The organism is Polaromonas sp. P1_A2 (assembly GCF_056406895.1).
This window is the reverse complement of the sequence record NZ_JBFTZI010000002.1, coordinates 387,721-409,235: the sequence shown is the minus strand read 5'-3', so window position 1 is coordinate 409,235 and position 21,515 is coordinate 387,721. Positions and strand designations below refer to the sequence as shown.

The window sequence follows — 21,515 nt, the reverse complement described above, 5'->3', positions numbered from 1 at the left end:
GCTGAAGAGGCGAGGACTTGTTTCACAGGGCGCCCACATTAATTGATGATTTTGCCCATGCCCTTCGCTACGCGGGTTCTCAGTTGCTGAATGAACTCCGGGTCATACGGCTCCCAGGATTGAAGCTCGCCCACCACTTTTAAAGGCAGCTTGCTTCGATAGGACCGCGTCGGGTTGCCTGGGAATTTCTTGTCGGTCACGTTGGGATCGTTCTCAAACTCCCCCGTGGGTTCAACGACGTAGACACGCGGCCCGCCGCTGCCTTTGGCTATTTCCGCGGCAAGCCCCGCGCCTTTGGCGATGGCCGTGAAATAAATGTGATTCATCACGACGCTTTCGTCGTAATTCGACGTAAAGCCTGGCCTCAGTAAATCGCCTGGCTGCAATTGGGCTTTCGTGCCATGGAAAAAAGGGCCGGAGTCTAAAGCTGCCATGGGTTGTTAAGGGAAAACGGGGGCGATGCTGAGGGTGCCTGACGAAGATGACCAGGCCACCACCGTTTGCGGCAAAGCCGCCCACTGCTGTAGTGGGTCCGTGTCGATTGGCGTTTTAAAGCGCATGCCTCTATTCGCCAGGTGTCTTTGCAATCGCCGGGCTTGCCGCGTCGGAGCGCGCCGCCAGAATGGAAGCCCAGAGTATGCTTGCGCCAAATAGCACGGCGAGGGCTACATAGGCCACGTCATTTCCCCGATGCCTTGTGAATGGGGGGCCAATTTCAAAGACTGTTCCCTCGAATACAAATTTCAGGAACAGAGCGAAGAATGGCGAAGACCACGCGGCACCGATCAGAACAATCGAAGCGAACCTGACCTTGGCACTTCTTGATGCCGCAACGACGCAGCCAAGAACGACGCTCGCGACCGCAACTGCACCAAACCAGGAAAGTAAAAATGCGCCGAGCGAAGTCATAGTCTCAAATGCGCTAATTAGCGTAATTTAATCTGCAAACCCTGCGATACAACTTGGCGGCTGCGGTTTAACTTGGACATCGAACCCTCCCGGAACCCTCTTGTTTATTGGCATTGCAGCAAATACGCCGCATTTTTATGCCGGTATCAATAAGCCCATGAAACCCGGCACCCCTCCGCTGCAGTCCATCTGCCTGCTTGATCAGCTGAGGGAGCAGGATACGGTACCTGCACTATAGCGTCAGCCCCAAGAAGCTTGAGGTGCGCGGACTACAGTTTTTTCATCCGCTGCCATGGCGCTTGGCATCAGCCGGCCCCCGATTGGACAACATCAACCAGCCCACACGCCACAGCGCACTCCCCTTCGGGCTATGCGCCGGCCGGAAACCGGACCAGCGGATAAAGCAGCAATACCGCCGCGGCCAGCGCCGCCAGCGTGCGCACATGGTTCCACATCGTCCAGCCGGCCACATAGCCGCGCCAGAAGCCGGCGGCCTCGGCGCTGGCCGCATCCTGCCGCGCCAGCGCGTTGTTGCGCGGGACATTAAAGGCCATGGTCACGCCGAAGGTGCCCAGTAAATAAAGAAGGCTGCCCGCCCCCAGGCAGAAGGCGCCGGGCGCCTGCCAGTGCCAGAGGGCGACCAGTACCAGCACGGCGCACACCAGGGCCGTGCCCATGAACAGGCCCAGGAAACCGAGATTGAGCACCACCACATTGATGGACTGCATGGCCGCGATACCCGAGGCCGGTGCCACGCGGGCCAGGGCCTTCATTACAAAGTTGGAAAACGCCAGGAAGATGCCGGCAATCAGCGCGCTGCCCAGGGCCGCGAGCAAGGTCAGGGCAAACAGCAGGACGTGGGTGGATGGCATGGGCCCTCGCAGGTCGGTGCGGAATTGGAGGGCTTACTGTACTGCCGCCCGGCCACGGCGGCAATCCACGCGCGACGCGCCTGCAAACTATCGCGCGACGCCCGCCTCGGCCATCGCCTTTTGCATCGCGGCTTTCATTTTTTCCATCAGCTGCGGCATGCGCGCCTGCATGGCGAGGGCGGACTTCTGCATGACAAGAGGCATTTTGTCGACAAAGGCAGCGCCGGCCGGGCTGCGGTAAAAGGCAATCAGCCCGTCGATCTCCTCCTGGGTGAAAGTCTCCTGGTAGATGCTGATGTACATCGACCGCATCCGGCTCCATGAAAGGTCTTCTTTCATGACGATGGAGAACTCCCTGCGCGCAGCGTCGATCATCCGTTGTTGCTCCGGCGAGAGTTGCCGGCCACCCAGCATTTGCCCCAGCGCCTGGCCCATCATCTGGTCAACCTGGCCGTGCATGCCAGCGATGAGCGCCTCGGTTTTGGTCACGGTGAGAAGTGTGTTGATCGACTCGGTCGACGCAGGCGCCGCAGAGCAGGCGATGGAGGCGGACAGCAGCAGGGAAAGAAGGAATGAGTTACGCATGGCGAATGGGTAGGTGAAGGAGTGTTGGGACGGTGCGGAACATGCGAGTTTTAGCAGTGAATGAACGGCTCAGTCAATCAAGGATGAACTGGATCGGTTGGATAGACCACGAATCCACGGCACGGCCCGACCGGGTTCGTGCGGGGTTGAATTTGAACTTCTTCATGCCCGCCACCGCAGCCGCGTCCAGTCTGTCAAAGCCTGAACTTTTCTGAAGCTGCACCTCGCCGGGGTCGCCGCTGGCCAGCACCTGCACCCGCAAGGTCACGCGGCCCTGCTCCCCAAGGCGCCTGGAGATGGTGGGGTATCCAGGCCTGGGCGAATTTGCCTGACTCGCGGGCTGCACAATCTCGTCCGAGCCGGAGGCACAGCTCGCCACAAGCATCAAAAGAACCAGCCATGACAAGCGCATGGCATAAGCAAGCACGAAGCCGGCCTGCCTCACTTCACCAACCCCAGCACATCCTTGAAGGCCTCATGCTCAGCCGTGCGCAGCCACTCGAACGCCACCATCTCGGTGGTCACCAGTTCGGCGCCGTTGCCAGCCAGCCGGTCAAAGGCCGCGTCGCGGTTGCGTTCGCTGCGCGAGCTGCAGGCATCGGTCACCACCCAGACATCGAACTCTTCCTCGAGCAGGTCAAGCGCGGTCTGCAGCAGGCAGACATGGGCTTCGCAGCCGGCAATGACGATGGTACTTCGGCCCTCTTCCGGCTCGGGCGCCGGTTTTTGCAGATGCTTGGGCAGGCTGCGCGCATTGCGGCCCTGGCTGGGCTGGCGCACCGGCGGGCGCAGCAGGTCGGACAGGCCGTCGGCCACGGCGCTAAAGGACATCTTGTCCAGCACGCGGCCGCCGGCGGCGGCGATGGTGGCCTGGACTTCGGGCACCAGAGGGCCCAGGCTGCCGGGATTTTCGGCCGTGCCCCAAACCGGTACCTCCAACAACCTGGCCATGCGGGCCAGCTTCACGGCATTGGCCAGCACCAGGCTGTTCTCAAAAATGGCGGGCATGAGGCGGGACTGGTAGTCCACCAGCACCAGTTGGGAGTCGTCGGCATCGAGCAGCATGGAGGGGTTCCTGGAAATAATTAAGGAGCGGATGGTTAAATGTAAGGGCAAGGTTTGGTGGCCGGGTCTTGCTCCGGCGGGGCGCGCCTCCCCCCTCTCCTCCTTCCACCTCCTCCTTCCTCTTCTTGGTTCTGCTGGCCGGGGTTGCCCGGCGGCAAGTAACTTTCTTTTGCTTCGCCAAAAGAAAGTCACCAAAGAAAAGGCGACCCTGGTGTCTGCGTCCCTTCGCTTCGCTACGGGCAACCTGCGGTGCTCGGTCCAGGCGGGGTCTCGCTCGAACTCGCTGCGCTCAGACAATCGCGAGCCCTGATCCGCCTGAACCTGCGCTCCTCGGCGCATACACAAGGGGTGGGGAAGGAATACCAAACAGCCAAATACCTGAAGAAACAAGGACACGCCATGGCGTGTCCTTGTTTGTATTGATTTTTTCTTTGGTATTTGTCTTCTGTCCCCGCTCCCGATTGCCCCGTCCTGGCTGGGCCGAGGAGCGCAGACGGAGGCGGATCAGGGATCGCGCTTGTTTGAGCCGAAGGCGAGTTTGCGCGAGATCCCGCCGGAGTCGAGCACCGCAGGTTGCCCCGTAGCGAAGCGCAGGAGACCCAGACTGCGGGTCGCCTTTTCTTTTGCTTACTTTTGGTGTTTGCGTAACTTCGCTGTGCGAAGTGAGCAAACCCCGCGCGCATAGCGCGCCTTTTGGCGAACAAAAGAAAACCCGCTTTGCGGGTTTCGATAAAAGTGAGTAGCTGCCGGGCTACCCCCGGCCAGTAACTCTCAGCAGGGAGAGCGCCCGTAGGAACAAGACCCGACCTGAAGAGCCTAAATCGAACCCAAATCCTGGATGGCATCCACCACCATACTAGTCCCTACCGCTATCAACAAAATATCGGTCGCAACCCGCACATACTTGTGTCCCGCGGGCGGAGCACCCAGCTGCACCACCACAGCCGCGGGCACGGGGTAGTACACGATGTCGCGCGGCAGCGGCTGGCCTATGGCGTATTTCTTGGCCTGGCCTGGGGGCAGGCAGCCGTTGTTTTTCTTGGCCAGGCCCGGGGGGCAATGGCCGGCCTTGAACTGCTTGCCGTAGTAGTTCTGGACCACCACACGCTGCTGCGGCACAAAATAGCCGCCGACCTTGACCTCGGCGGCCTGCTTGTTTTTCTTGGCTTTTTTGCCGCCCGATTCTTGGTTGCCCTGGTCGGACTGCTCCGCCTGCTGCTCGTGCTTGTTGCCTTTGTTTTTGCCGCCGCCTGCCCATTCGGGTTTCTCGGCAAAACTCGTGGAACAGGCCAGGGTCGCGGCCATCAGCAGTGCAAGGCTGCGTGTCATCGTGGTGGTTTTCATTATGGTTCTCCGGTGGTTTTGACAAGGGCTTGCAGCAAACAGGGCGTTAGCCGCATGCCTGACTGTTCAACGGAGGGCTTGTCCGGCCGTTGACGGGGCTTTACCCATTCTCGCCATCGGGAAAGGAAAAGGCCTGTAGGGCAACAAGCTGAAGCCGCGTCCTACATTTGCTCACATTCAGGCAGCGCAGCCCTAGCTCGAAGGCTCCGCGAATTTCAGCAATCGCGTCGCCAGCAAAGTCTCGGCCAGAAAACACACCAGGGCCAGAAGGAAGCAAACCACGCCCGACAGAAAGCACACCGTCGCGATCCGCAAGGTGGGCAACTCGCTGGTCTCGCCGAGGAACAGCAGGATGATGGTGCTGCCGATCAGGATGGCGCAAAAAGTCAGCAAGGCGATGCAGATGTTGACCAGCCAGCCGCGGTGGCGAAGTTCGCGCAGCTCGGCATACATGCGCTGCGCGCGGGTATCTTCGACGCCGCCGGCTTCCAGCCGGTTTTCCAGAAAGCGCGCGCGATCGATGATGCGGGCCAGGCGGCCGGCCACGGCGGCGATCATGCCCGAGACGGCGGTGAGCAGAAACACCGGCGCCACGGCCAGCTGGATGCCGTGGGTGACCGTGGCAAGGTCGGGCGCGAAATTCATGCAGGGGCTCCGGGCGTCATGGGTTGGCGATGGGGTATTTTGTCATGCGGGCTGCACAAGGGCCGCTGTTTCATGGCGGCATGGACGCCGCCCTGCGCCTGGCGCCCGCCGCGCGCCGGGCCCGCCAGCTCTTCACCGCGTCGCAGGCCTCGAAGTGCTTGAGCAGGTTCTGCTTTTGCCGCTCCAGCAGGCTGCTGGCCTCAATCATTTGCGGCCATGCCTCGCAAGCCCTTCCCACCGCCTCATTGAGCACGCCGCGCACGCGGGTTTCAAACATGCCGGTGGCATTGCAAAAGCTGCGCAAGGTCTGGGCCGTGAGCCTGGCCTGCTTTTCGCCGCCGGGCACAAAGCGCAGCGCATGGCCGCGCCCGCCCAGGTAGGCCGCATAGGCGACCACGTCGTAGGCCGGCGACAGTTCGGGCGTGCGGCCGTCGCGGTACAGCACGCCGAAATTCTTGACGTGGGCGTCGTAGTTGCCCAGCATTTCATTGACCATGACGCGGCGTACCAGTTCTTGCGCGGCGCCCTCGCCCACCTGGGCCGGCAGGCTCATGCCTTCGCGCAGCGTCCTGGCCATGGCGGCATAACTCGCGGCCGGGTGGGTGTATTTTTCTTCGGGCTGTATGCGCAGGATCTGCGCGAAATCCTCGCAGTGGATATGCCCCTGGGGGCCGCGGTCAAAACGTTTGACGGCCAGGAAATGCCGGCTCTCGCCGAGCACAAAAGGCTGGCCGGCCGTGATCTCGTCCAGGGGTGCCAGCCAGGCTTCGCACACGTTTACGCCCGCGGCCCGCGCCAGGCGCAGCGAAAGCTCTTCCACCTCTGGCAGCAGAGCGAACTCCGCCGTGGGCAGCTTGGCGATGATGTGTAGGCCCTGCGCATCGCGGGTGCGCGCCACATAGCGGCCCTGCTGCTGCACCAGCGCGAGCTTGGGCTGCACGCCAGACAGCGAGGTGGCGCCGGGCAAAGGGTCGGCGCTGACGGACATCTCCAGCGCGTCATGGTGCTGGGTGACCACACCGGCCAGCGCCTGGGCATCGAGGTGTGCCGGGTAGGCATAGACATTGCCCGGCAAGTCGGTGCCGCAGGCGGCCAGCATGTCGAAATGGTCGTTGGGTCCGCAGCCGCGCAGCTGCTCCAGGTGGCGGCGCAGCGGCCCCTCGGGCAACAGGTTTTGGAAAAAAGCCGGCAGGCGCCCGCCTTCGGCATTGAAGAACGGGGTGTTGACATAGCTGCGCCAGAAAATCTCGCGGCGCTGCGCGTCGTCGTCCGTGGCGGCCCAGGAAAACACCGGCGATGCCGGATTCGACCAGAAGGCCTCGTCGGGAATGAAGCGCGTGAGCGCCGTGCTGCCCGTGCCGTACTGGAACAGCAGCCCGGCGCGCAGGGAGCCCAGGTAGATATCCAGCGCCAGGACGTTCATGGCCGCTCGCCCTTGGCCCTTTTTCCACCTGCGGCGGCCGCGGCGAGCTGCGAGGTTTCGGCCACGATGCGGTCCACCCGCGACAAGACGGGCGGCGCAGGCTCCTGGACGCTGTGCGCCTGCAGGCCGGCGGCCGCCACCTTGGGCAGCAACAGCACCTCCAGGCCCAGCTGGTCGGCAATCGCCATCAAGGTAGTGATGCGCGGCGCGCTACGCCCCTGGAGCACGTTGCGCACCGCCAGGGGTGTGAGGCCCGTCCTTTCGGCCAGGGCCTGGTAGTCCAGCATCAGGCGCTGCCGCTCCGCTTCGAGGAGGATCGCCATTTCAGACAATGTTTTCATAAATAGAAAAATATCGTTTTTTAAACTAACGATAGCATTTTATCTATTTTGATATTTTAAATCAATACTTAACTATCTTTCTATTAATGATAGATAGTTAAATATCGTTGTATGAGTTTGACGCCACGGCTGTTGCCAGCAGCGTCCTTGCCGCCGGCCGCTAGCCGAACTTGCGCACCGCGTCGAGCGCCAGCCCTGCGCCAATACTGCCGAAGCGGTCGCCCTCCACGCTGCGCGCCTGGGGCAGCAAGGCGGAAATCTGCTCGCGCAGCAGGGGCACGCCGCTGGAGCCGCCGGTGAAGAACACGGTGTCTATGGTGTCAGGGTCGACGCCGGCGTCCTTGAGCAGGCCCAGGACAGTACGCGACACCGTGCCCACCAGTTCACCGATGGCGCGGTCAAAATCGGGCCGGTGCAAAGTCAGGGTCTCGCCGGGGGCGATGCGCCCCAGGTCCATGACGGTCTCGGGTGCATCGGACAGCGCGATCTTGGCCGCCTCGACCTGCATCGCCAGCCAGTGGCCGGCACGCTCGCGCACCAGGTTCTGCAGGCGGTCCAGCTTGTCCTTGTCGACCGCGCCGCGCCGTATGTCGCTGATCTGCGTCCAGGACTTTTTGCTGTAGACCTGGTTGATGGTGTGCCAGGTCGCGAGGTTGAAGTACTGGGCCGAGGGCACCTCCAGCCCGCTCACCAGCCGGCTGCCCAGGCCCAGCGTGGGCATGACGCTGGCCAGGCTCAGGTATTTGTCGAAGTCGGTGCCGCCTATGTGCACGCCGCCGCTGGCCAGGATGTCATCCCGCCGCTCGGCCTTTTGCGCGCGCTCCGGCGACAGGCGCACCAGCGCGAAGTCCGAGGTGCCGCCGCCTATGTCCACCACCAGCACCAACTCTTCGCGCCGGATCTGCGATTCGTAGTCGAAGGCCGCCGCGATGGGCTCGTACTGGAAGGCAATGTCTTTGAGGCCGACCGCGTGGGCGATCTCGGCCAGCGTGTTTTCGGCTTTTTTATCGGCTTGCGGGTCGTCATCCACAAAGAACACCGGGCGCCCCAGCACCGCCTGGCTGAAGGACTGGTCGGCGGCTTTTTCGGCGCGGTGTTTGAGCTCGCCGATGAACTGCGCCAGCAGCACGCGAAACGGCAACGCGCGGCCACCGACCTCGGTGTGGTCGTCGATCATGGCCGTGCCCAGCAGGCTTTTGAGCGAGCGCATCAAGCGCCCTTCATAACCGGCCAGGTAGTCGGCCAGCGCCGCGCGGCCGTAGCTCACATGCTCGTCCTCGGCATGGAAAAACACCACGGAAGGCAGCGTCGGTTTGCCACCCTCGAGCGGCAGCAGCGCGGGCAAGCCGGGCCGGCTCCAGCCCGCCGTCGAATTGGAGGTGCCGAAGTCTATGCCGCAGGCTTGGGGCGCGCTCACCGGCCGGCCGGCTTGGCGAAGCCGCTTTCAGCCCAGGCCACGGCGCTGGCGCGGTTGAGCTTGAAGGAAGGCGCCACGCGCACCTGGGCCAATTGTTCACCGGCCTCGTCGGCGGCGCTGAGCAGGCCGTGCGGGTTGTCCTCGTCGGGAACGATGTCCAGCGTCACCGTGACACGCGCCGCATGGGCGGTCACCGTGATGCTCTGGTGCAGCGTGGCATGCAGCTGCTGCTCGTGCCTGCGCACGAATTCCGAGGCGGTTTTCACCAGCGTGCTGAAGGCGGGGCCGTCCAGCGGCTTGGGATTCTTTTTGTCGCGCCCCATGGTCCAGGGGCCGACCAGCGCGGGCTCGGGCTCGCCGTCCTTGATCATGGCAACGGCCCAGCCGTCGTCGTCCTCGTTCTTGATGACCTTGGCCGTCCAGCCGTCGCCGCGCCAAAGCCGCGGCTCCTGGAGAACGGCTTGGTCGTCGTGGGCGGATTCGTCGTCCGGGCCGGCCGGCGGGGTGTGGGAGTCAGTCAAGGCGGATCACTCGGGTCGGGCGCCCCGGCGGCAGGCCGGGGGCAAATTCAGGTCACGCACCGCCTTCAAACAACACGGTGCGCATGGGGGACACGGATTCTACAGCCCCGCCCCCACCCCTTCACAAGCCAAGGTCGCTCAGGCTCGGGTGGTCGTCGGGCCGGCGCCCCAGCGGCCAGTGAAACTTGCGATCTGCCGCCTTGATGGGCAGGTCGTTGATGCTGGCGTGGCGCACCGCCATCAGGCCCGTTTCGTCGAATTCCCAGTTTTCATTGCCGTAGGAGCGGAACCAGTTCCCGGCATCGTCATGCCACTCGTAGGCAAAACGCACGGCAATGCGGTTGCCGCCAAAGGCCCACAGCTCCTTGATCAGGCGGTAGTCCAGCTCGCGCGCCCATTTGCGCGACAGCAGCCCGACGATTTCCTCGCGGCCGGTGACGAACTCGGCGCGGTTGCGCCAGCGGCTTTTCGCCGTGTAGGCCAGCGACACACGCTGCGGGTCGCGCGTGTTCCAGCCGTCTTCGGCGGCGCGGACTTTCTGAACGGCGGTGTCGTGGGTGAAGGGCGGAAGCGGCGGCCGGGTTTCCATGGATGCATCCTTTGAAGGGTGGTGGGGATAGAAAAGTAGACAAGTCTGTCTACCTGCCGGAATTCTGGCACAGGTAGACAGACTTGTCTACAATCGGGCCATGGACGTTTCAGCCCCCTCCCCGCGCGAGCGCATCCTGCTCACCGCGCACGACCTGTTCTACCGCGACGGCCTGCGCGCCACCGGCATAGACCGCATCATTGCCGAGTCGGGCGTGGCCAAGCTCACGTTCTACCGCTGCTTTCCCAGCAAGGACGAGCTGATACGCACCTTCCTGGACTACCGCCACGAGCGCTGGATGGCCTGGTTTGTCGACGCCCTGGGGCGGCACGGCGCAACAGCCGGCGGCGGCCTGGCGCCGCTGCTGCCCGCGCTGGCCGAATGGTTTGCCGACCCGCTGTTTCGCGGCTGTGCCTTCATCAACGCCACGGCCGAAGCGGGCGCCCTGCCCGGCGTCGCGCAGATCGTGCAAAACCACAAAAACGAGATGCGCCAGGCCATTGCCGGCCTGCTGCCGGCCGGCCCGCGCCAGCAAGCCATTGCCGGCGCAGCGGCGCTGGCCGTGGACGGCGCCATCGTGCGGGCGCAGATGGAAGGCGGCGAAGCGGCGCTGGCCGGCTTGCGCGTACTGCTGGATGCGCTGGAAGCTCCCGCCGGTTAAGCCTTCGCAGGCCGGCGCGTTTTCACCTTGGGCCGGGACGTGAGCGCCGTTCCCACGCGCTGCGCCACCTTGACCGCCGGCCGTTTGCCCGAGGCCACCCATTCGTCGTAAAAATCGATCTTGCTGTCCAGCAGCTTGAGCGCCAGCTGCCACTCGGCAATCATGTCCCTGACCTGCTCGCGGTGCGCCGACAGCAGCGCCTGCCGTTTGGCCAGCGTGCCGCTGCCCTGCTTGACCAGCGCGGTGTATTCGCGCATTTCGGCAATCGACATGCCGGTGCGCCGCAGCCTGTCCATCAGTTCCAGCCAGCTGATGTGCAGCTCGCCGTAGACGCGGCGGCGCCCGCCGTCGCGCGCCACGCCCGGGATCAGGCCCTGCGCCTCGTACCAGCGTATGGTGTGCACGCTGCGCCCGGTGCGCGCGGCGAGTTGCCCGATCAGGAAGGTTTCAGCCATGCATCACTATAGAACCTGCCGCTCAGGCGGCAAGCGCCTGCGCTGGCGGCGCCTCCAGCGCCGAGTTCACGAGCGCGGTGTCCAGGTACTCCATCAAGTCCCTGATCCGCCCGCCCTCCATGCGGCAGACATAGCAATAGCGGTTGTTGTAGGCCTTGCCGGCTTTGGTGCCGACCCGGCCGTCAAACTCGATGATGACCATGTCGCCGTCGGCCATCACGCGGCGTGTGCTGCTGACATAAGGCGTGGCGAACTGGGCATACAGCGGCCGCAGCAGTTCATGGACGACCGCCTGCTTGCCGCTGTAGGTACGCGACCACGGCGTGTCGCCGGGAATGGTCCATGAAACGTCGTCGGCCATGGCCTCGACAAAGGGCTTGCCATTGCCTTTGTCCAGTTCGGCCATGACCTGCCGTATGCGTTGCCGGTTGGCTTCGGTGGTGGATGCTGTGCTCATGAGGAATCTCCTGGAATGCCCGTCGCACCGGGCGTGGGGCCCCGCAGGTCGCGAGGGCTTGCAGGGATTAAAAATCCTTGAGTGCACTCAAGGTCAAGCGCCGCCATGGAAAAAAACACTGCCGCCTTGAGGCCAACCCTACAATGCCCGCATGAACCAGAAACGACCGGCCGCCAGCGAATGGGTCAGCAAAATGCTGGCGGTGCTCAAAAGCGGCAACACGACGGCGGCCATCGCCCAGATCAAGGCCACCACCAGCAGCAAGGATTTGCGGCAGCTGCACGCCACGCTGGAAAAAGCCCAGCTGTTCAAGCAGCTCCCCGGTGTGGAGACGGCGATTTCCGACCAGTTGCAGGCCCTGGCCTCGCCGCGTCTTAGCCGCTCACCCTGAACCGGTCTAAGCCGGGCGAATCTCGAACTGCGCATCGCCCATATAACGGTGCGGGCCCAGGGCAGCCGTCACGGCCGCCAGCTCCGCCGCCTGCCACTGGCTGAAGACCTCCAGTTCGTCGGCCGACAGCACATCTTCCGCCGGTGACTCGCCATAGGTCGCGACCAGCCGCATATAGACGTTGTAGACCGGCAGCACCAGGCTTTCATGGCCCAGCGCGTCCTCCAGCGCCGTGCGAAAGCGCTGTTCGGCCGCCTGCAGTTCTCCCTCGGACGCATCTTCATAAGCGTACAGCCTGAGCCGGTAACTCACAGTGTTTCCCTCACGGCTTGGCGGGCGCTGGCGTGTTTTGCGTCAGTTCGATACGGCGGCGCAGGCGGTCGGCCTCGGCCGTATTGCCGCCCCGCTCCGCCCGTCGCAGCTCCACGCCCAGCCAGGCCAGCAATGGGCGCCGCCAGCCCTGGGTTGAGGCGGTGTCTATCGCCTGGCGGATCACGGCCGGATCGGCCTTGCCGGTTTGCAGCAGCACGCCGGCGGCCACCAGTTTTGACAGCGGATCGCTGATGCCGGCCAGCGCGCCCGCATTGCCGGCCGCGGCGGCGCGCTGGGTTTCAGGCAGCAGCGCGATGGCCTGCGGCGGCAGCGCTTGGCCCCTGAGGTAGTCCGCATAGGCGCGCTGGGCCTCGGTGGCATCGGGGCGCAGTTTTTCAAAGCCTGTGCAGGGCTCGTCCAGCACCAGGCTGGCGACACGCGTCGCACAATGCAGCAGCTCGGCCGTGGCCAGCAGATCGGCACGGCCCGAGCGCGTGAGCTGGCCGCGCGCGCGCTCCAGCTCGGCCATCTCGACGCGGCTGTTGCCTTCCATATAGGCGGCGACAGAGCGGTCCATCGATCCCTTGGCTTCGAACTGCCAGTCCGGAGCGCGCGGTCCGCTGGAGCAGGCGGCCAGCAGCCCGGCGGCCAGCCATACGGCGGGTTTCATGGTGGTGATGTTCATGGCAGTTTCATCTCCGCCTGGCTCGCATCCTTGGCGAAAGGCCATTTGCGGCTGATCTCGTTGATCAGGCCTTCCACCTTGCGCAGGCTGGCCTCCACGTCGGCGCGCAGCGCGCCCAGGTCGGCCGTGGCGTCCTTGGCATTGCGGGTCACGGCTTGGGCGTCCTGCAGCAGCGCATCGACCTTTTTGAGGCTGGTGCGGGCCTCGCCCAACATGGTGTTGAGCTGTACCACGGTGGCGCGGGTTTCGGGCATCAGGCCCTTGTCACCGAAGACCTGGGTGTCGGTCTTGGCGGCCAGGCCGTCCAGCTTGGTGAGCAAGGCATTCGTGCGGTCCAGGGTGGCGGCGAATTTTTTGGCCTCGGCCTCGCTGCCCAGCAGCACCGTGAGCGCCCCGCCCGGGCCGTTGAGCCTGTCGGTCAGGGTTTTCAGGTTGGCCAGGCTGGCGCCCACCGAACCGCCCTCGCCGGTCAGGGTGTTGAGGTTTTCGATCAGGTCCTTGGCCGCGGCGATCACCTTGGGCACCTCGGCGGCGGCATCACCCAGCAGCACGGTGCGCTCCGCCCCCTCGGGCAGCGGCGGGTCGTTGAGCAGCCCGGTGTAAGCGCGTATGGCGGTGCCGCCGACCAGGCCGCGCACCAGCGTGAACACGCTGCTGGTGCGCAGCCAGTGGGCGTCCTTGGCGGCGACGTCGACCAGGATACGGGCCTTGCCGTCCGGCGCCAGCTCCACGCGGTTGACCCGGCCTATGGGGAAACCCGAGAAGGTCAGGTCCATGCCGACCACCACGCCGTCGGAATCGTCGGCGATCAGAACCAGGCGCTGCGTGGACTCAAACGCGCCGCGCGCATACATCACGTAAAGGGCCGAGCCGCACACCAGCAGCAGCATGAAGAGCAGCAGCAGCCTGGCCTTGAACTCCAGGCTGCGGATTTCCGCGGGCGAGGACTGCTGGGCCTCGCGCGCCGGCTGCAGCGGGTCCGGCCTGCCGGGCGGCGGGTTGGGATTGTCGTGGGGTGAACTCATGGGTTTGTTTTCTTCTTGTGGGGTCAATAGTAATTGCCGACCAGCGATGCCACCTCAATCAGCAGGATCACCGCGAACATGCGCACCAACCCACGCATCTCGGCACTGGTGCGCACGCTGGCCTCGGACATGCCGTAGAGCGCCGAGGCCATGGGAATCAGCGACACGGCCAGGCAGAAAAACAATGTCTTGAGCACAAAGATCAGCGTCACCGCCGGGCTGAACACCTGGCCGAACAGCCGGGTATAGGCCGCCAGGCCCGACAGCGCAAAGCCGTAGGTCGCGATATAGGCCACCACCAGCGCCACCACACAGCTCAGCGCCGCCAGCGTGATGCCCGAGAACATGCCCGCCACCACACGCGGTAGCACCTCGCGCCGCACCGGCTCAATCCCCTGGCGCCGCATTTCGTCGAGCTCGCCGCTGGCCTGCATGGCCGTCAGTTCGGCGCCGTCGGGAATCGTGCAGCGCAGCGCCACAAACAGCGCCGCCGTCAGCGGGATCAGCTCCAGCACCAGCACCCGTATCACCACCTGCAGCGCATACTGCGACAGCCCATAGCTGAGCGCCGTCACCAGCACGATGCGCGTCAGCACCACCGTCACCAGCGCGCACAGCACCGTGAACCACAAAAGAATCGGCGCGGTGTTGACGTAGATGTGCCGCGCCAGAATCGCCCGGCTTTGCGGGCTGTAACTGGACGGCGACAGCGTCAGCACCAGGATGATCGCTCCCAGGTGCACCAGCCGCCACCACTCGATCACCCACAGCTGTGCGGCACGGCCGGTTTGCGTGAGTCGACTTTGCGCGTATCCCCTGGAAGCCATCCGGGGATGATACCTGCGGGTCGGCCGGTGGTCACCATGACACCTGCTTATGCAAACGATAGCCTCTATTACAAAAACGTCTCTTTTCATCGCCATCAAATGACGACGCCACATGACACTAAGCGCGCATCGATGAGACCACGGTGCATTTTGAGCAACTCTCCTTGAACTCTATCCAATTGAAAGCACTCATTCAATGCAGCAACAAGTTATTCGTAACAGATGCCGACTTCCGCTCTTGTTCTCGTTGTTGCGATCGCAAATCAAGCCCCCAACAATGCCCCCCTAATAACATCATCCTCTGGAGAGCTCTCATTCAAAATAGCCACCAATCCAGTGGAAATTTTTCTTGAAACGTCGATGGTGTTTACAAAAAAATTGACCACAAGGTCGGCAGGCTCATCGTCATGGTAGGTCGTTGTGATGCTGACGAATTGCTCTCCACCTGCTTCAACCAGTTCATCTATAAAGTCATGCAAGTTTTCCGCATGGGATCCAGCGCAAACGAAATATTCACAACCAAGTTGCAGCAACTCTTGTACCAACAACTGTGCTACTCGGACAGACTCCAGAGTCCAAGCAGTCATCAAAACTACAAAGGGGGACATGCCACTGATTGCAAGATCTTGGATCACTTCATTTTTATTTGAAATGAGTAACGACCTTCCGTTTGAATACTCGCGAATTAAATTCATCACAGATCCTCTCCAAGGATTTTTTGAATTTTATTTTTAAAAGTCTGAATTTCAGTCAAAAGATGATCAATGCGTGTTTGCTGTTGCTGTTGAATCACATCAGCGGGTAAATTTTCCATTCCTGGTCGCACTGTCGGATTACTCTTAAATTCCGCGAGTTTGCTTTCGTGCTTAGAGATTTGAACCTCCAATGACCAAATACTTTTTATTTCTTGCTTAGTTAACTCTCGAGCAACGGTAGTCACTTCCTTTACAGCTTTATTAAGCTCTCTCGCTGCAAATGTCTCCGCACGAGGCCCCAAGCCGAGACCCAGTGTCGCCAGGCCAATTGCGGCTTCCGCTCTCTTATCGCCGTTGAAATTCTCAATATAGCCGGTCAGCGGATTGCGATTATTTTCAGTGAACAATGCAAGCGGTGCCGCTATATGACCAGCAAATTTCCCATACCAGGTGTCATTCCAAACACTGGCAGGTACAGGGCCAATAGTTGCCCCATAGCCGTTCCCAGATGAACTAAGCACGGCCATCCCCCATCCCAGTATCTGGCCGCCAATGACGGTGTTCCGGCCGATGGAAGTGTCAGGACGAGCGTGCATCACGACACCGTCCGAGAAAGTCGTCGACACTACGGGCCCGCCCCATCCCGGATGGTTGTCGGTATATCTGCTCTCCGTTAGAAGAGGCGGAATCAGCCTTGATGAAAATTCGCTGGATTATGCGAAGCAATCATTGGCCGCCCAGCCAACTTCGTCCGCAGCCGGACAATGTTCGGTTGAAAGGCCCTGAACAAGGTGCACAGGATGCCAACACGACGACCTTGGCCCAAAGCCCCTGGACACAAACCCGCAAGATGCGAGGGCCGGCCTCCTCCGTGTACCATCAAGGCGCTTCGCGGACGGCTCCGTTCGCCGCCTCCCTTTTCTTCATTCCATCACCACTTCAAAAATGGCCCTAGACACCTGGACCGCCTACTTCCTCGCCTCCATCCTGATCGCGCTGTCCCCGGGTTCGGGCGCCGTGCTGGCCATGAGCCATGGCCTGAGCTTCGGCATGCGACGCACGCGCGCGACGATTGCCGGTTTGCAGATCGGGCTGGTGGTGATCCTGCTGGTGGCGGGTGCGGGTGTGGGTTCGCTGCTGGTGGCGTCGGAGCTGGCCTTCAGCGTCGTCAAAATCCTGGGCGCGGCCTACCTGATCTACATAGGCTGGGCGCAGTGGCGCTCGTCGAACGGCCTCACGGCGGATGGCGAGGCCGGTGTGGCCGATAGCAACAGCCTCTCGGCGAAACGCCGCTTCCTCACGGGCCTGCTGACCAATGTGACCAACCCCAAGGGCATTCTGTTCATGGTGGCGGTGCTGCCGCAGTTCATCAGCCCCGGCCGGCCGCTGTGGCCGCAGCTGCTGGTGATGGCCGTGACCACGGTGGCGGTGGATACCGTGGTGATGCACGGCTATGCCTTTGCGGCCAGCCGGCTGCAGACGCTGTTCAGGAATGCGCGCGCGATCCGGCTGCAGAACCGGGTGTTCGGCGGCATGCTGATGGCGGTGGGCGCGGGCCTGTTCTTTGTAAAGCGCAGCCACGCGGCGGTGCACTAAGAGCCACTCACAAAACCCTCCTGGCGTTGTTGCGCCGCCTTGCCGTGCTGATGCACTGTCTGCGGCGTCGCGCCTAGCCAGGACCGCTCCGCTGGGTTTTGTGAGCGGCTCTAAGCCTTCGAGCGTCAGGCCTTTGGGGCCTGGGCCGAGACAATCGCCGCCAGCGTGCGCAAGGCCTCGTCGACCTGGCTGGAAAACGGCTCGCCGCAGCTGATGCGCAAGAAGTTGTCGAAACGCTTCGAGTTGGAAAACATGGAGCCCGGCGCGACGCGTATGCCCTGGCGTATGGCGATGTCGAACACGGCCTGCGCCGATGTCCCAGCCGGCAATTCCACCCACAACATCATGCTGCCCCTGGGCACTGACAGCCGGGTGCCGGCCGGGAAGTGGGCCGCGATGGCCTCGGCCATCTGCTCGCGCTGGACATTGAGCATGCGGCGCAGCCTGGCCATGTGGCGGTCGTAGGCGCTGGAGGCCATGAACTCGGCCACGGTGTACTGGGCCAGGACTTCATTGGCGCGGCTTTGCGCGTACTTGATCATCTGGATGCGGGCCTGCCAGCGGCCGCCGGCGACCCAGCCCAGGCGCAGGCCGGGCGCCAGGGTCTTGCGCAGCGAGGCGCAGTAAATCACCGAGCCGTCACGGTCCCAGGCCTTGGCGGCCTTCAGGGGAATGTCGTCGGGGCCCAGGGCGCCGTAGGTGTCGTCTTCGATCACCGCGATCCGCTGGCGCTCGCACAGGCGCACCAGCTTTTCTTTTTCGGCATCGGGCATGACGCTGCCCAGCGGGTTGTGGAAGTTGGGCATGACCACCACGGCGCGAATCCTGTCGTGCGTGCGCAGGGCCAGGTCCAGCGCCTCGACGGAAATGCCCTGCTGCGGGCTGGTGGGAATCTCCAGCGCGCGCAGGCCCAGGCTTTCCAGGATTTGCAGCAGGCCGTGGTAGGTGGGCGATTCCACCGCGACGGTGTCGCCCGGCTGCGCCACCGCGCGCAGGGCGATGTTGAGCGACTCTATGCAGCCGTGGGTGACCAGGATGTCTTCGGGCGCGAGCTGCATGCCGGCTTCCAGCGCGCGCTTGGCCAGCACGGCATTGAGCGGCGAGTCGTGCAGGAAGTCGGGCGCGCTCACCAGCAAAAAGGGGTGTTTGCGCAGGGTCCGCGTGGCGGCGTTTTTCAGCGCCTCGGCCGGGTACATCGCGGGCGTGCCATAGGTGCCCGCAAGGTTGGTGACCAGCGGGTAAACGTCGCATTTGGCGACAAAGTCCGAGACGCGGTCGTGCACGCCGACGTACTGGGCCGGGTCCAGCTTGCGGCCGGACTCGGGCTCGCTGGGCGGCTGCAGGTCGGTGCGCCGGCGCTTGAGCACAAAGTAGCCGGACCGCGGCCTCGCCTCGAGCAGGCCTTCGTCCTCCAGCGTGTGGCAGGCCTCGACCGCGGTCGACAGGCTGACCTGGTGCAGCCGCGTCAGCGCCCTGACCGAGGGCATGCGTTCGCCGGGCAAAAGCACGCCGGACTGTATCGCCTGCCGGTAATGGCTGGAAAGCCGCAGGTAAAGCGGCTGCGAAGGAGCTTGCGCGGGGGCGGGGGCCAGGGGTGACACGTCCATGGGCTGAATGATCCGTGAAGGGGCTGCGGCGACACAGCCACAGATGGGGCAAAACCAGACCATAACAGATGAGGAAATAGCCCTCTGTACCGATACAGAAAGAGCTTGTGTGCATCTGTCGGGAATGGGGCGCTTTCCTTAATCTTGCAGCCATGCCCTCGCCGACCGACCGCCCTTGATTGGAGCCGCCATGCAGCACCGCCCCGCCCTTCGCCACCTTGAGCTTGACGCCGGTGAATCCCTGTTCTTCCACAGCAAGGCCGGCAGCGCGCTGATCAGCACCTCGGGCACGCTGCTGGTGACGGGCGCGCCGCGCTGGCTGGGCGAGCAGGTGTTTCGCGACGCCGCGGCGCTGGAACCCGGGCAATCACACACCGTCGCCGAGGATGGCTGGATCACGGTCACCGCCCAGCACGGCGGCGCGGCCTGCCTCCTGAACCAGCCGGCCCGCGTGACGCTGCCGCAAAGGCTGGCGGCGGCGGCCCAACAATGGCTGCACCGGCTGTCGGGAATCACCCAGGCCGCGCGCGGGCGATACCGCAGCGCCAAGCCGGTTTGAGGCCGCCGCGCTAAATTCGATCTTCGTTCCCTCCACTCTTGACCCACGCCCATGACCACTTCCGCCTGGCTTTTGTTCATCACCATTTCACTTGTGACCGCGCTCAGCCCCGGGCCGGGCATTTTGCTGGCGGTCTCCAACGCCGTGGCCTGGGGGCCGCGCAAGACGCTGTGGAGCTCGGCGGGCAATGTGCTGGGCGTGTTCTCGGTCTCGGCCGCGGCGATGGCCGGCCTGGGCACGCTGCTGCACACCTCGGCCTGGCTGTTCGCGGTGCTCAAGGCTGTGGGCGCGGTCTACCTGGTCTACCTCGGTTGGCGCCAGTGGACCAGCAAGACCTCGATGTTCGACACGCCGCTACCGGAGCAATCGCAGCCCGGCAAAAGCAATGCCGCGCTGTTCCGCCAGGGCCTGCTGGTGGCGCTGACCAACCCGAAAAGCATTCTGTTTTTCACCGCGCTGTTTCCCCAGTTCATCCATCCCGAAGCGCCCGTGCTGCCGCAGTTCCTGGCGCTGACCAGCGCGTTTGCCGCCTGTGTGCTGAGCTCCCACATGGTGTACGTGCTGCTGGCGCGCCACACGCACCGCTGGTTCGGCACGCCGCACCGGGCCCGGGTGTTCAACCGCCTCTGCGGCGGCGCCTTTGGCCTGCTGGGGCTGAGCCTGCTGCGGCTCAAAAGCCCAAGCTGACTCCCCCGGATCCCCGCCTCCCTCTATATATAAACACCCAGAAAGAAAGCCCCTGCCATGGAAGACTCACGCGATGCCCGTTTTGCCGCCCAGGAAACCGCCCTCGGCTACAGCTTTGAGGGTGAACTCAAGATAGGCGGCAACTACGTGTCCACCGTGCGGCACGGCGACGTGGTCTACGTCAGCGGCCAGGTGCCGCGCGTGGGCAGCACCGTGGTGGTCACCGGCCGCGTCGGTGCCGACGTTTCGCTGGCCCAGGCCCAGCTGGCCGCCAGGGTCTGCGCCATGCGCGCGCTGGTGCTGCTGCGGCAAAGCCTGGGCAGCCTGGACCGCATCCAGCAAATCCTGCGCGTGACGGTGTACACACAGTCCGCCGCCGACTTCAGCCAGCAAAGCGAGGTAGCCGATGCCGCGTCAGACCTGCTGCATGCGGTGCTGGGCGGTGCCGGCACGCACACGCGCACCTCGGTGGGCGTGGCGCAACTGCCCAAGAACGCGGCGGTCGAGCTGGACCTGATCGCTGCCGTCACGCCGAACTGATCAGTTCCCCGGCAGCAAGCGGATGAGTTTTCCGTTGCTGTTGTCGGTCAGCACATACAGCAGCCCGTCCGGGCCCTGGCGCACGTCGCGTATGCGCTCGCCGAGCTCGGCGAGCAGCTTGCTTTCGCGCACCACCTTGCCGGCAAAAGGCGCCGACAGCTCAATGCGGTCCAGGTAGCCGAACTTGAGCGAGCCGACAAACAGGTTGCCCTGCCAGGCCTTGCCGTAGCGCTCGCTGCTCAAAAAGGCCATGCCCGAAGGCGCGATGGACGGCACCCAATAGTGCAGGGGCTGCTGCATGCCGGCTTTTTCGGTGATGCCCTCGCCTATCTTGCCGCCGCCGTAATTCTCGCCATAGGTGATGACGGGCCAGCCGTAGTTGGCGCCGGGCTTGGGGAGGTTGATTTCGTCACCGCCCTGCGGTCCGTGCTCATGCATCCAGAAGGTGCCGTCGGGTGCCAGCGTCGCGCCCTGGGCATTGCGGTGGCCGTAGCTCCAGATCTCAGGCAGGGCCCCGGCCTTGCCGACAAAGGGGTTGTCTTGCGGTACCGAGCCGTCCTTGTGGATGCGCACAATCTTGCCGTGGTGGTTGTCCAGCGCCTGGGCGTCTTCCTTGCGCGAAAAGCGCTCGCCCAGCGTGAGAAAAAGCTTGCCGTCCGCGGCGCTGCCCGCGGCGGCCCGGCTTTCGACGATGCGGCAGCCGAAGTGCGCGCTGCTGGCCACCTTGGGCTTCTGGCTGAAGATGATTTTGAGGTTTTCCAGCCGGCCCTCGTCGGTGCTCAGGGTCGCCCGTGCCAGCGCCGTGCTGTTACCGCGGCCGGCGGGGCCGGGTTCCGAGAAGCAGAAAAATACCGCGCGGTTACGGGCAAAGTCACTGTCGGTGATGAGGTCCAGCAGCCCGCCCTGCCCGCCGGCGGCTATTTCCGGCAGCCCGGCCACCGGCGGCCCAAGCCTGCCGTCAGCCGCGACCACCCGCAAGCGGCCAGGGCGCTCGGTCACCAGAAAACGGCCGCCCGGCAAAAAAGCCAGGCCCCAGGGGTTTTCCAGGCCGCTGGCCACGGTTTCCGGGCGGACGGCCTGGGCCTGGACAGGCGCGCCCATCGTGAAAATTGCTATTAAAACAAGAGCAAACTTTGTAGATACAGCGTTGAATTTGTTCATATTTCACTCCCTGAATCAAACCAGAGCCGGCGGCCGCGGTTCGGGCCACGGCACCGGGCCCTGGCAGCCCGCCAATGCGCCTTTTTCATATGCAAACATAGGACCTGGAGCGTAAAAAGGGGTTTTCCCGTAGATAAACTCGTTAC

At 63.6% G+C, this 21,515-nt stretch carries 29 protein-coding genes; 6 read left to right on the top strand and 23 right to left on the bottom strand.

Annotated features, from left to right (window positions below):
* Window positions 1-38: 38 nt before the first annotated feature.
* The 13 genes from arr to AC1D09_RS08790 form a co-directional block, all read right to left on the bottom strand.
* Window positions 39-434: an NAD(+)--rifampin ADP-ribosyltransferase gene (gene arr, locus AC1D09_RS08850; RefSeq protein ID WP_477661627.1), complete on the bottom strand. Its 396-nt coding sequence runs from the start codon at window positions 432-434 to the stop codon at window positions 39-41.
* Between the two features lie 130 nt (window positions 435-564).
* The gene (locus tag AC1D09_RS08845; protein ID WP_477661626.1) at window positions 565-909 is read right to left on the bottom strand and encodes a hypothetical protein; all 345 of its coding nucleotides are present in this window, start codon (window positions 907-909) and stop codon (window positions 565-567) included.
* A 368-nt stretch (window positions 910-1,277) separates the two neighbouring features.
* Complete coding sequence (locus AC1D09_RS08840) at window positions 1,278-1,781, bottom strand: anthrone oxygenase family protein (protein ID WP_477661625.1); 504 nt, start codon at window positions 1,779-1,781, stop codon at window positions 1,278-1,280.
* Between the two features lie 87 nt (window positions 1,782-1,868).
* Window positions 1,869-2,366 (bottom strand): DUF2059 domain-containing protein, encoded by a 498-nt coding sequence (locus tag AC1D09_RS08835; protein WP_477701017.1) that lies wholly within the window; start codon window positions 2,364-2,366, stop codon window positions 1,869-1,871.
* 73 nt (window positions 2,367-2,439) lie between these two features.
* Entirely contained in the window at window positions 2,440-2,793 is a 354-nt protein-coding gene (locus AC1D09_RS08830) for an energy transducer TonB (RefSeq protein ID WP_477661623.1), read from the bottom strand.
* Between the two features lie 14 nt (window positions 2,794-2,807).
* Window positions 2,808-3,431 carry an isochorismatase family protein gene (locus AC1D09_RS08825; RefSeq protein ID WP_477661622.1) on the bottom strand — a complete coding sequence of 208 codons (624 nt, stop codon included), beginning with the start codon at window positions 3,429-3,431 and terminating at the stop codon, window positions 2,808-2,810.
* Window positions 3,432-4,247: 816 nt separating this feature from the next.
* Window positions 4,248-4,775: a hypothetical protein gene (locus AC1D09_RS08820; protein WP_477662760.1), complete on the bottom strand. Its 528-nt coding sequence runs from the start codon at window positions 4,773-4,775 to the stop codon at window positions 4,248-4,250.
* Between the two features lie 192 nt (window positions 4,776-4,967).
* Window positions 4,968-5,420: a DUF2721 domain-containing protein gene (locus tag AC1D09_RS08815; protein ID WP_007866882.1), complete on the bottom strand. Its 453-nt coding sequence runs from the start codon at window positions 5,418-5,420 to the stop codon at window positions 4,968-4,970.
* Between the two features lie 70 nt (window positions 5,421-5,490).
* On the bottom strand, window positions 5,491-6,843 hold the full coding sequence (locus tag AC1D09_RS08810) for a type II toxin-antitoxin system HipA family toxin (protein ID WP_477662759.1): 1,353 nt from the start codon (window positions 6,841-6,843) through the stop codon (window positions 5,491-5,493).
* Window positions 6,840-7,166, bottom strand: coding sequence for a helix-turn-helix domain-containing protein (locus AC1D09_RS08805; RefSeq protein WP_477662758.1), 327 nt, complete (start codon window positions 7,164-7,166; stop codon window positions 6,840-6,842). Before AC1D09_RS08805 ends, AC1D09_RS08810 begins: the two co-directional genes overlap by 4 nt.
* A gap of 178 nt (window positions 7,167-7,344) precedes the next feature.
* Window positions 7,345-8,601 carry an Hsp70 family protein gene (locus AC1D09_RS08800; RefSeq protein WP_477662757.1) on the bottom strand — a complete coding sequence of 419 codons (1,257 nt, stop codon included), beginning with the start codon at window positions 8,599-8,601 and terminating at the stop codon, window positions 7,345-7,347.
* Window positions 8,598-9,122: a hypothetical protein gene (locus AC1D09_RS08795; RefSeq protein ID WP_477662756.1), complete on the bottom strand. Its 525-nt coding sequence runs from the start codon at window positions 9,120-9,122 to the stop codon at window positions 8,598-8,600. Before AC1D09_RS08795 ends, AC1D09_RS08800 begins: the two co-directional genes overlap by 4 nt.
* Window positions 9,123-9,243: 121 nt before the next feature.
* Complete coding sequence (locus AC1D09_RS08790) at window positions 9,244-9,711, bottom strand: nuclear transport factor 2 family protein (protein ID WP_477662755.1); 468 nt, start codon at window positions 9,709-9,711, stop codon at window positions 9,244-9,246.
* Window positions 9,712-9,811: 100 nt separating this feature from the next.
* Between AC1D09_RS08790 and AC1D09_RS08785 the strand changes: the two genes are divergently transcribed.
* The gene (locus AC1D09_RS08785) at window positions 9,812-10,372 is read left to right on the top strand and encodes a TetR/AcrR family transcriptional regulator (protein WP_477701016.1); all 561 of its coding nucleotides are present in this window, start codon (window positions 9,812-9,814) and stop codon (window positions 10,370-10,372) included.
* On the opposite strand, the gene AC1D09_RS08780 is transcribed toward AC1D09_RS08785, so the two are convergent.
* Window positions 10,369-10,827, bottom strand: a complete 459-nt coding sequence (locus tag AC1D09_RS08780) for a MerR family transcriptional regulator (RefSeq protein WP_477662753.1) — start codon at window positions 10,825-10,827, stop codon at window positions 10,369-10,371. The genes AC1D09_RS08785 and AC1D09_RS08780 overlap by 4 nt on opposite strands.
* Before the next feature lie 22 nt (window positions 10,828-10,849).
* Complete coding sequence (locus tag AC1D09_RS08775; protein WP_477662752.1) at window positions 10,850-11,284, bottom strand: nuclear transport factor 2 family protein; 435 nt, start codon at window positions 11,282-11,284, stop codon at window positions 10,850-10,852.
* A gap of 151 nt (window positions 11,285-11,435) precedes the next feature.
* Between AC1D09_RS08775 and AC1D09_RS08770 the strand changes: the two genes are divergently transcribed.
* The gene (locus tag AC1D09_RS08770) at window positions 11,436-11,675 is read left to right on the top strand and encodes a hypothetical protein (protein WP_007866853.1); all 240 of its coding nucleotides are present in this window, start codon (window positions 11,436-11,438) and stop codon (window positions 11,673-11,675) included.
* Between the two features lie 6 nt (window positions 11,676-11,681).
* On the opposite strand, the gene AC1D09_RS08765 is transcribed toward AC1D09_RS08770, so the two are convergent.
* The 6 genes from AC1D09_RS08765 to AC1D09_RS08740 all read right to left on the bottom strand — a co-directional run bounded on the left by AC1D09_RS08765 (window position 11,682) and on the right by AC1D09_RS08740 (window position 15,815).
* Window positions 11,682-11,987 (bottom strand): hypothetical protein, encoded by a 306-nt coding sequence (locus AC1D09_RS08765; RefSeq protein ID WP_477662751.1) that lies wholly within the window; start codon window positions 11,985-11,987, stop codon window positions 11,682-11,684.
* A 10-nt stretch (window positions 11,988-11,997) separates the two neighbouring features.
* The gene (locus tag AC1D09_RS08760; RefSeq protein WP_477662750.1) at window positions 11,998-12,672 is read right to left on the bottom strand and encodes a hypothetical protein; all 675 of its coding nucleotides are present in this window, start codon (window positions 12,670-12,672) and stop codon (window positions 11,998-12,000) included.
* Window positions 12,669-13,697 carry an MlaD family protein gene (locus tag AC1D09_RS08755; RefSeq protein ID WP_477662749.1) on the bottom strand — a complete coding sequence of 343 codons (1,029 nt, stop codon included), beginning with the start codon at window positions 13,695-13,697 and terminating at the stop codon, window positions 12,669-12,671. Before AC1D09_RS08755 ends, AC1D09_RS08760 begins: the two co-directional genes overlap by 4 nt.
* Window positions 13,698-13,720: 23 nt before the next feature.
* Window positions 13,721-14,524, bottom strand: coding sequence for an MlaE family ABC transporter permease (locus tag AC1D09_RS08750; RefSeq protein WP_477662748.1), 804 nt, complete (start codon window positions 14,522-14,524; stop codon window positions 13,721-13,723).
* 263 nt (window positions 14,525-14,787) lie between these two features.
* Window positions 14,788-15,219, bottom strand: coding sequence for a DUF7684 family protein (locus AC1D09_RS08745; RefSeq protein WP_477662747.1), 432 nt, complete (start codon window positions 15,217-15,219; stop codon window positions 14,788-14,790).
* Window positions 15,219-15,815, bottom strand: coding sequence for a hypothetical protein (locus AC1D09_RS08740; protein ID WP_477701015.1), 597 nt, complete (start codon window positions 15,813-15,815; stop codon window positions 15,219-15,221). The genes AC1D09_RS08745 and AC1D09_RS08740 overlap by 1 nt, the downstream gene beginning before the upstream one ends.
* Before the next feature lie 349 nt (window positions 15,816-16,164).
* On the opposite strand from AC1D09_RS08740, the gene AC1D09_RS08735 reads away from it, so the two are divergent.
* Entirely contained in the window at window positions 16,165-16,815 is a 651-nt protein-coding gene (locus tag AC1D09_RS08735; protein WP_477662745.1) for a LysE family transporter, read from the top strand.
* Between the two features lie 125 nt (window positions 16,816-16,940).
* Here the strand turns inward: AC1D09_RS08735 and AC1D09_RS08730 are convergent, their stop codons facing one another.
* On the bottom strand, window positions 16,941-18,422 hold the full coding sequence (locus tag AC1D09_RS08730) for an aminotransferase-like domain-containing protein (protein WP_477701014.1): 1,482 nt from the start codon (window positions 18,420-18,422) through the stop codon (window positions 16,941-16,943).
* 190 nt (window positions 18,423-18,612) lie between these two features.
* Between AC1D09_RS08730 and AC1D09_RS08725 the strand changes: the two genes are divergently transcribed.
* Genes AC1D09_RS08725 through AC1D09_RS08715 form a run of 3 tightly spaced genes read left to right on the top strand, consistent with a single transcriptional unit; the run spans window position 18,613 to window position 20,208 of the window.
* The gene (locus AC1D09_RS08725) at window positions 18,613-18,981 is read left to right on the top strand and encodes a hypothetical protein (protein WP_477662743.1); all 369 of its coding nucleotides are present in this window, start codon (window positions 18,613-18,615) and stop codon (window positions 18,979-18,981) included.
* A gap of 51 nt (window positions 18,982-19,032) precedes the next feature.
* Window positions 19,033-19,668: a LysE family translocator gene (locus tag AC1D09_RS08720; protein ID WP_477662742.1), complete on the top strand. Its 636-nt coding sequence runs from the start codon at window positions 19,033-19,035 to the stop codon at window positions 19,666-19,668.
* Between the two features lie 57 nt (window positions 19,669-19,725).
* The gene (locus tag AC1D09_RS08715) at window positions 19,726-20,208 is read left to right on the top strand and encodes a RidA family protein (protein WP_477662741.1); all 483 of its coding nucleotides are present in this window, start codon (window positions 19,726-19,728) and stop codon (window positions 20,206-20,208) included.
* On the opposite strand, the gene AC1D09_RS08710 is transcribed toward AC1D09_RS08715, so the two are convergent.
* Window positions 20,209-21,309, bottom strand: a complete 1,101-nt coding sequence (locus AC1D09_RS08710; protein ID WP_477662740.1) for a PQQ-dependent sugar dehydrogenase — start codon at window positions 21,307-21,309, stop codon at window positions 20,209-20,211. It lies immediately after the preceding gene.
* Between the last annotated feature and the right edge of the window lie 206 nt (window positions 21,310-21,515).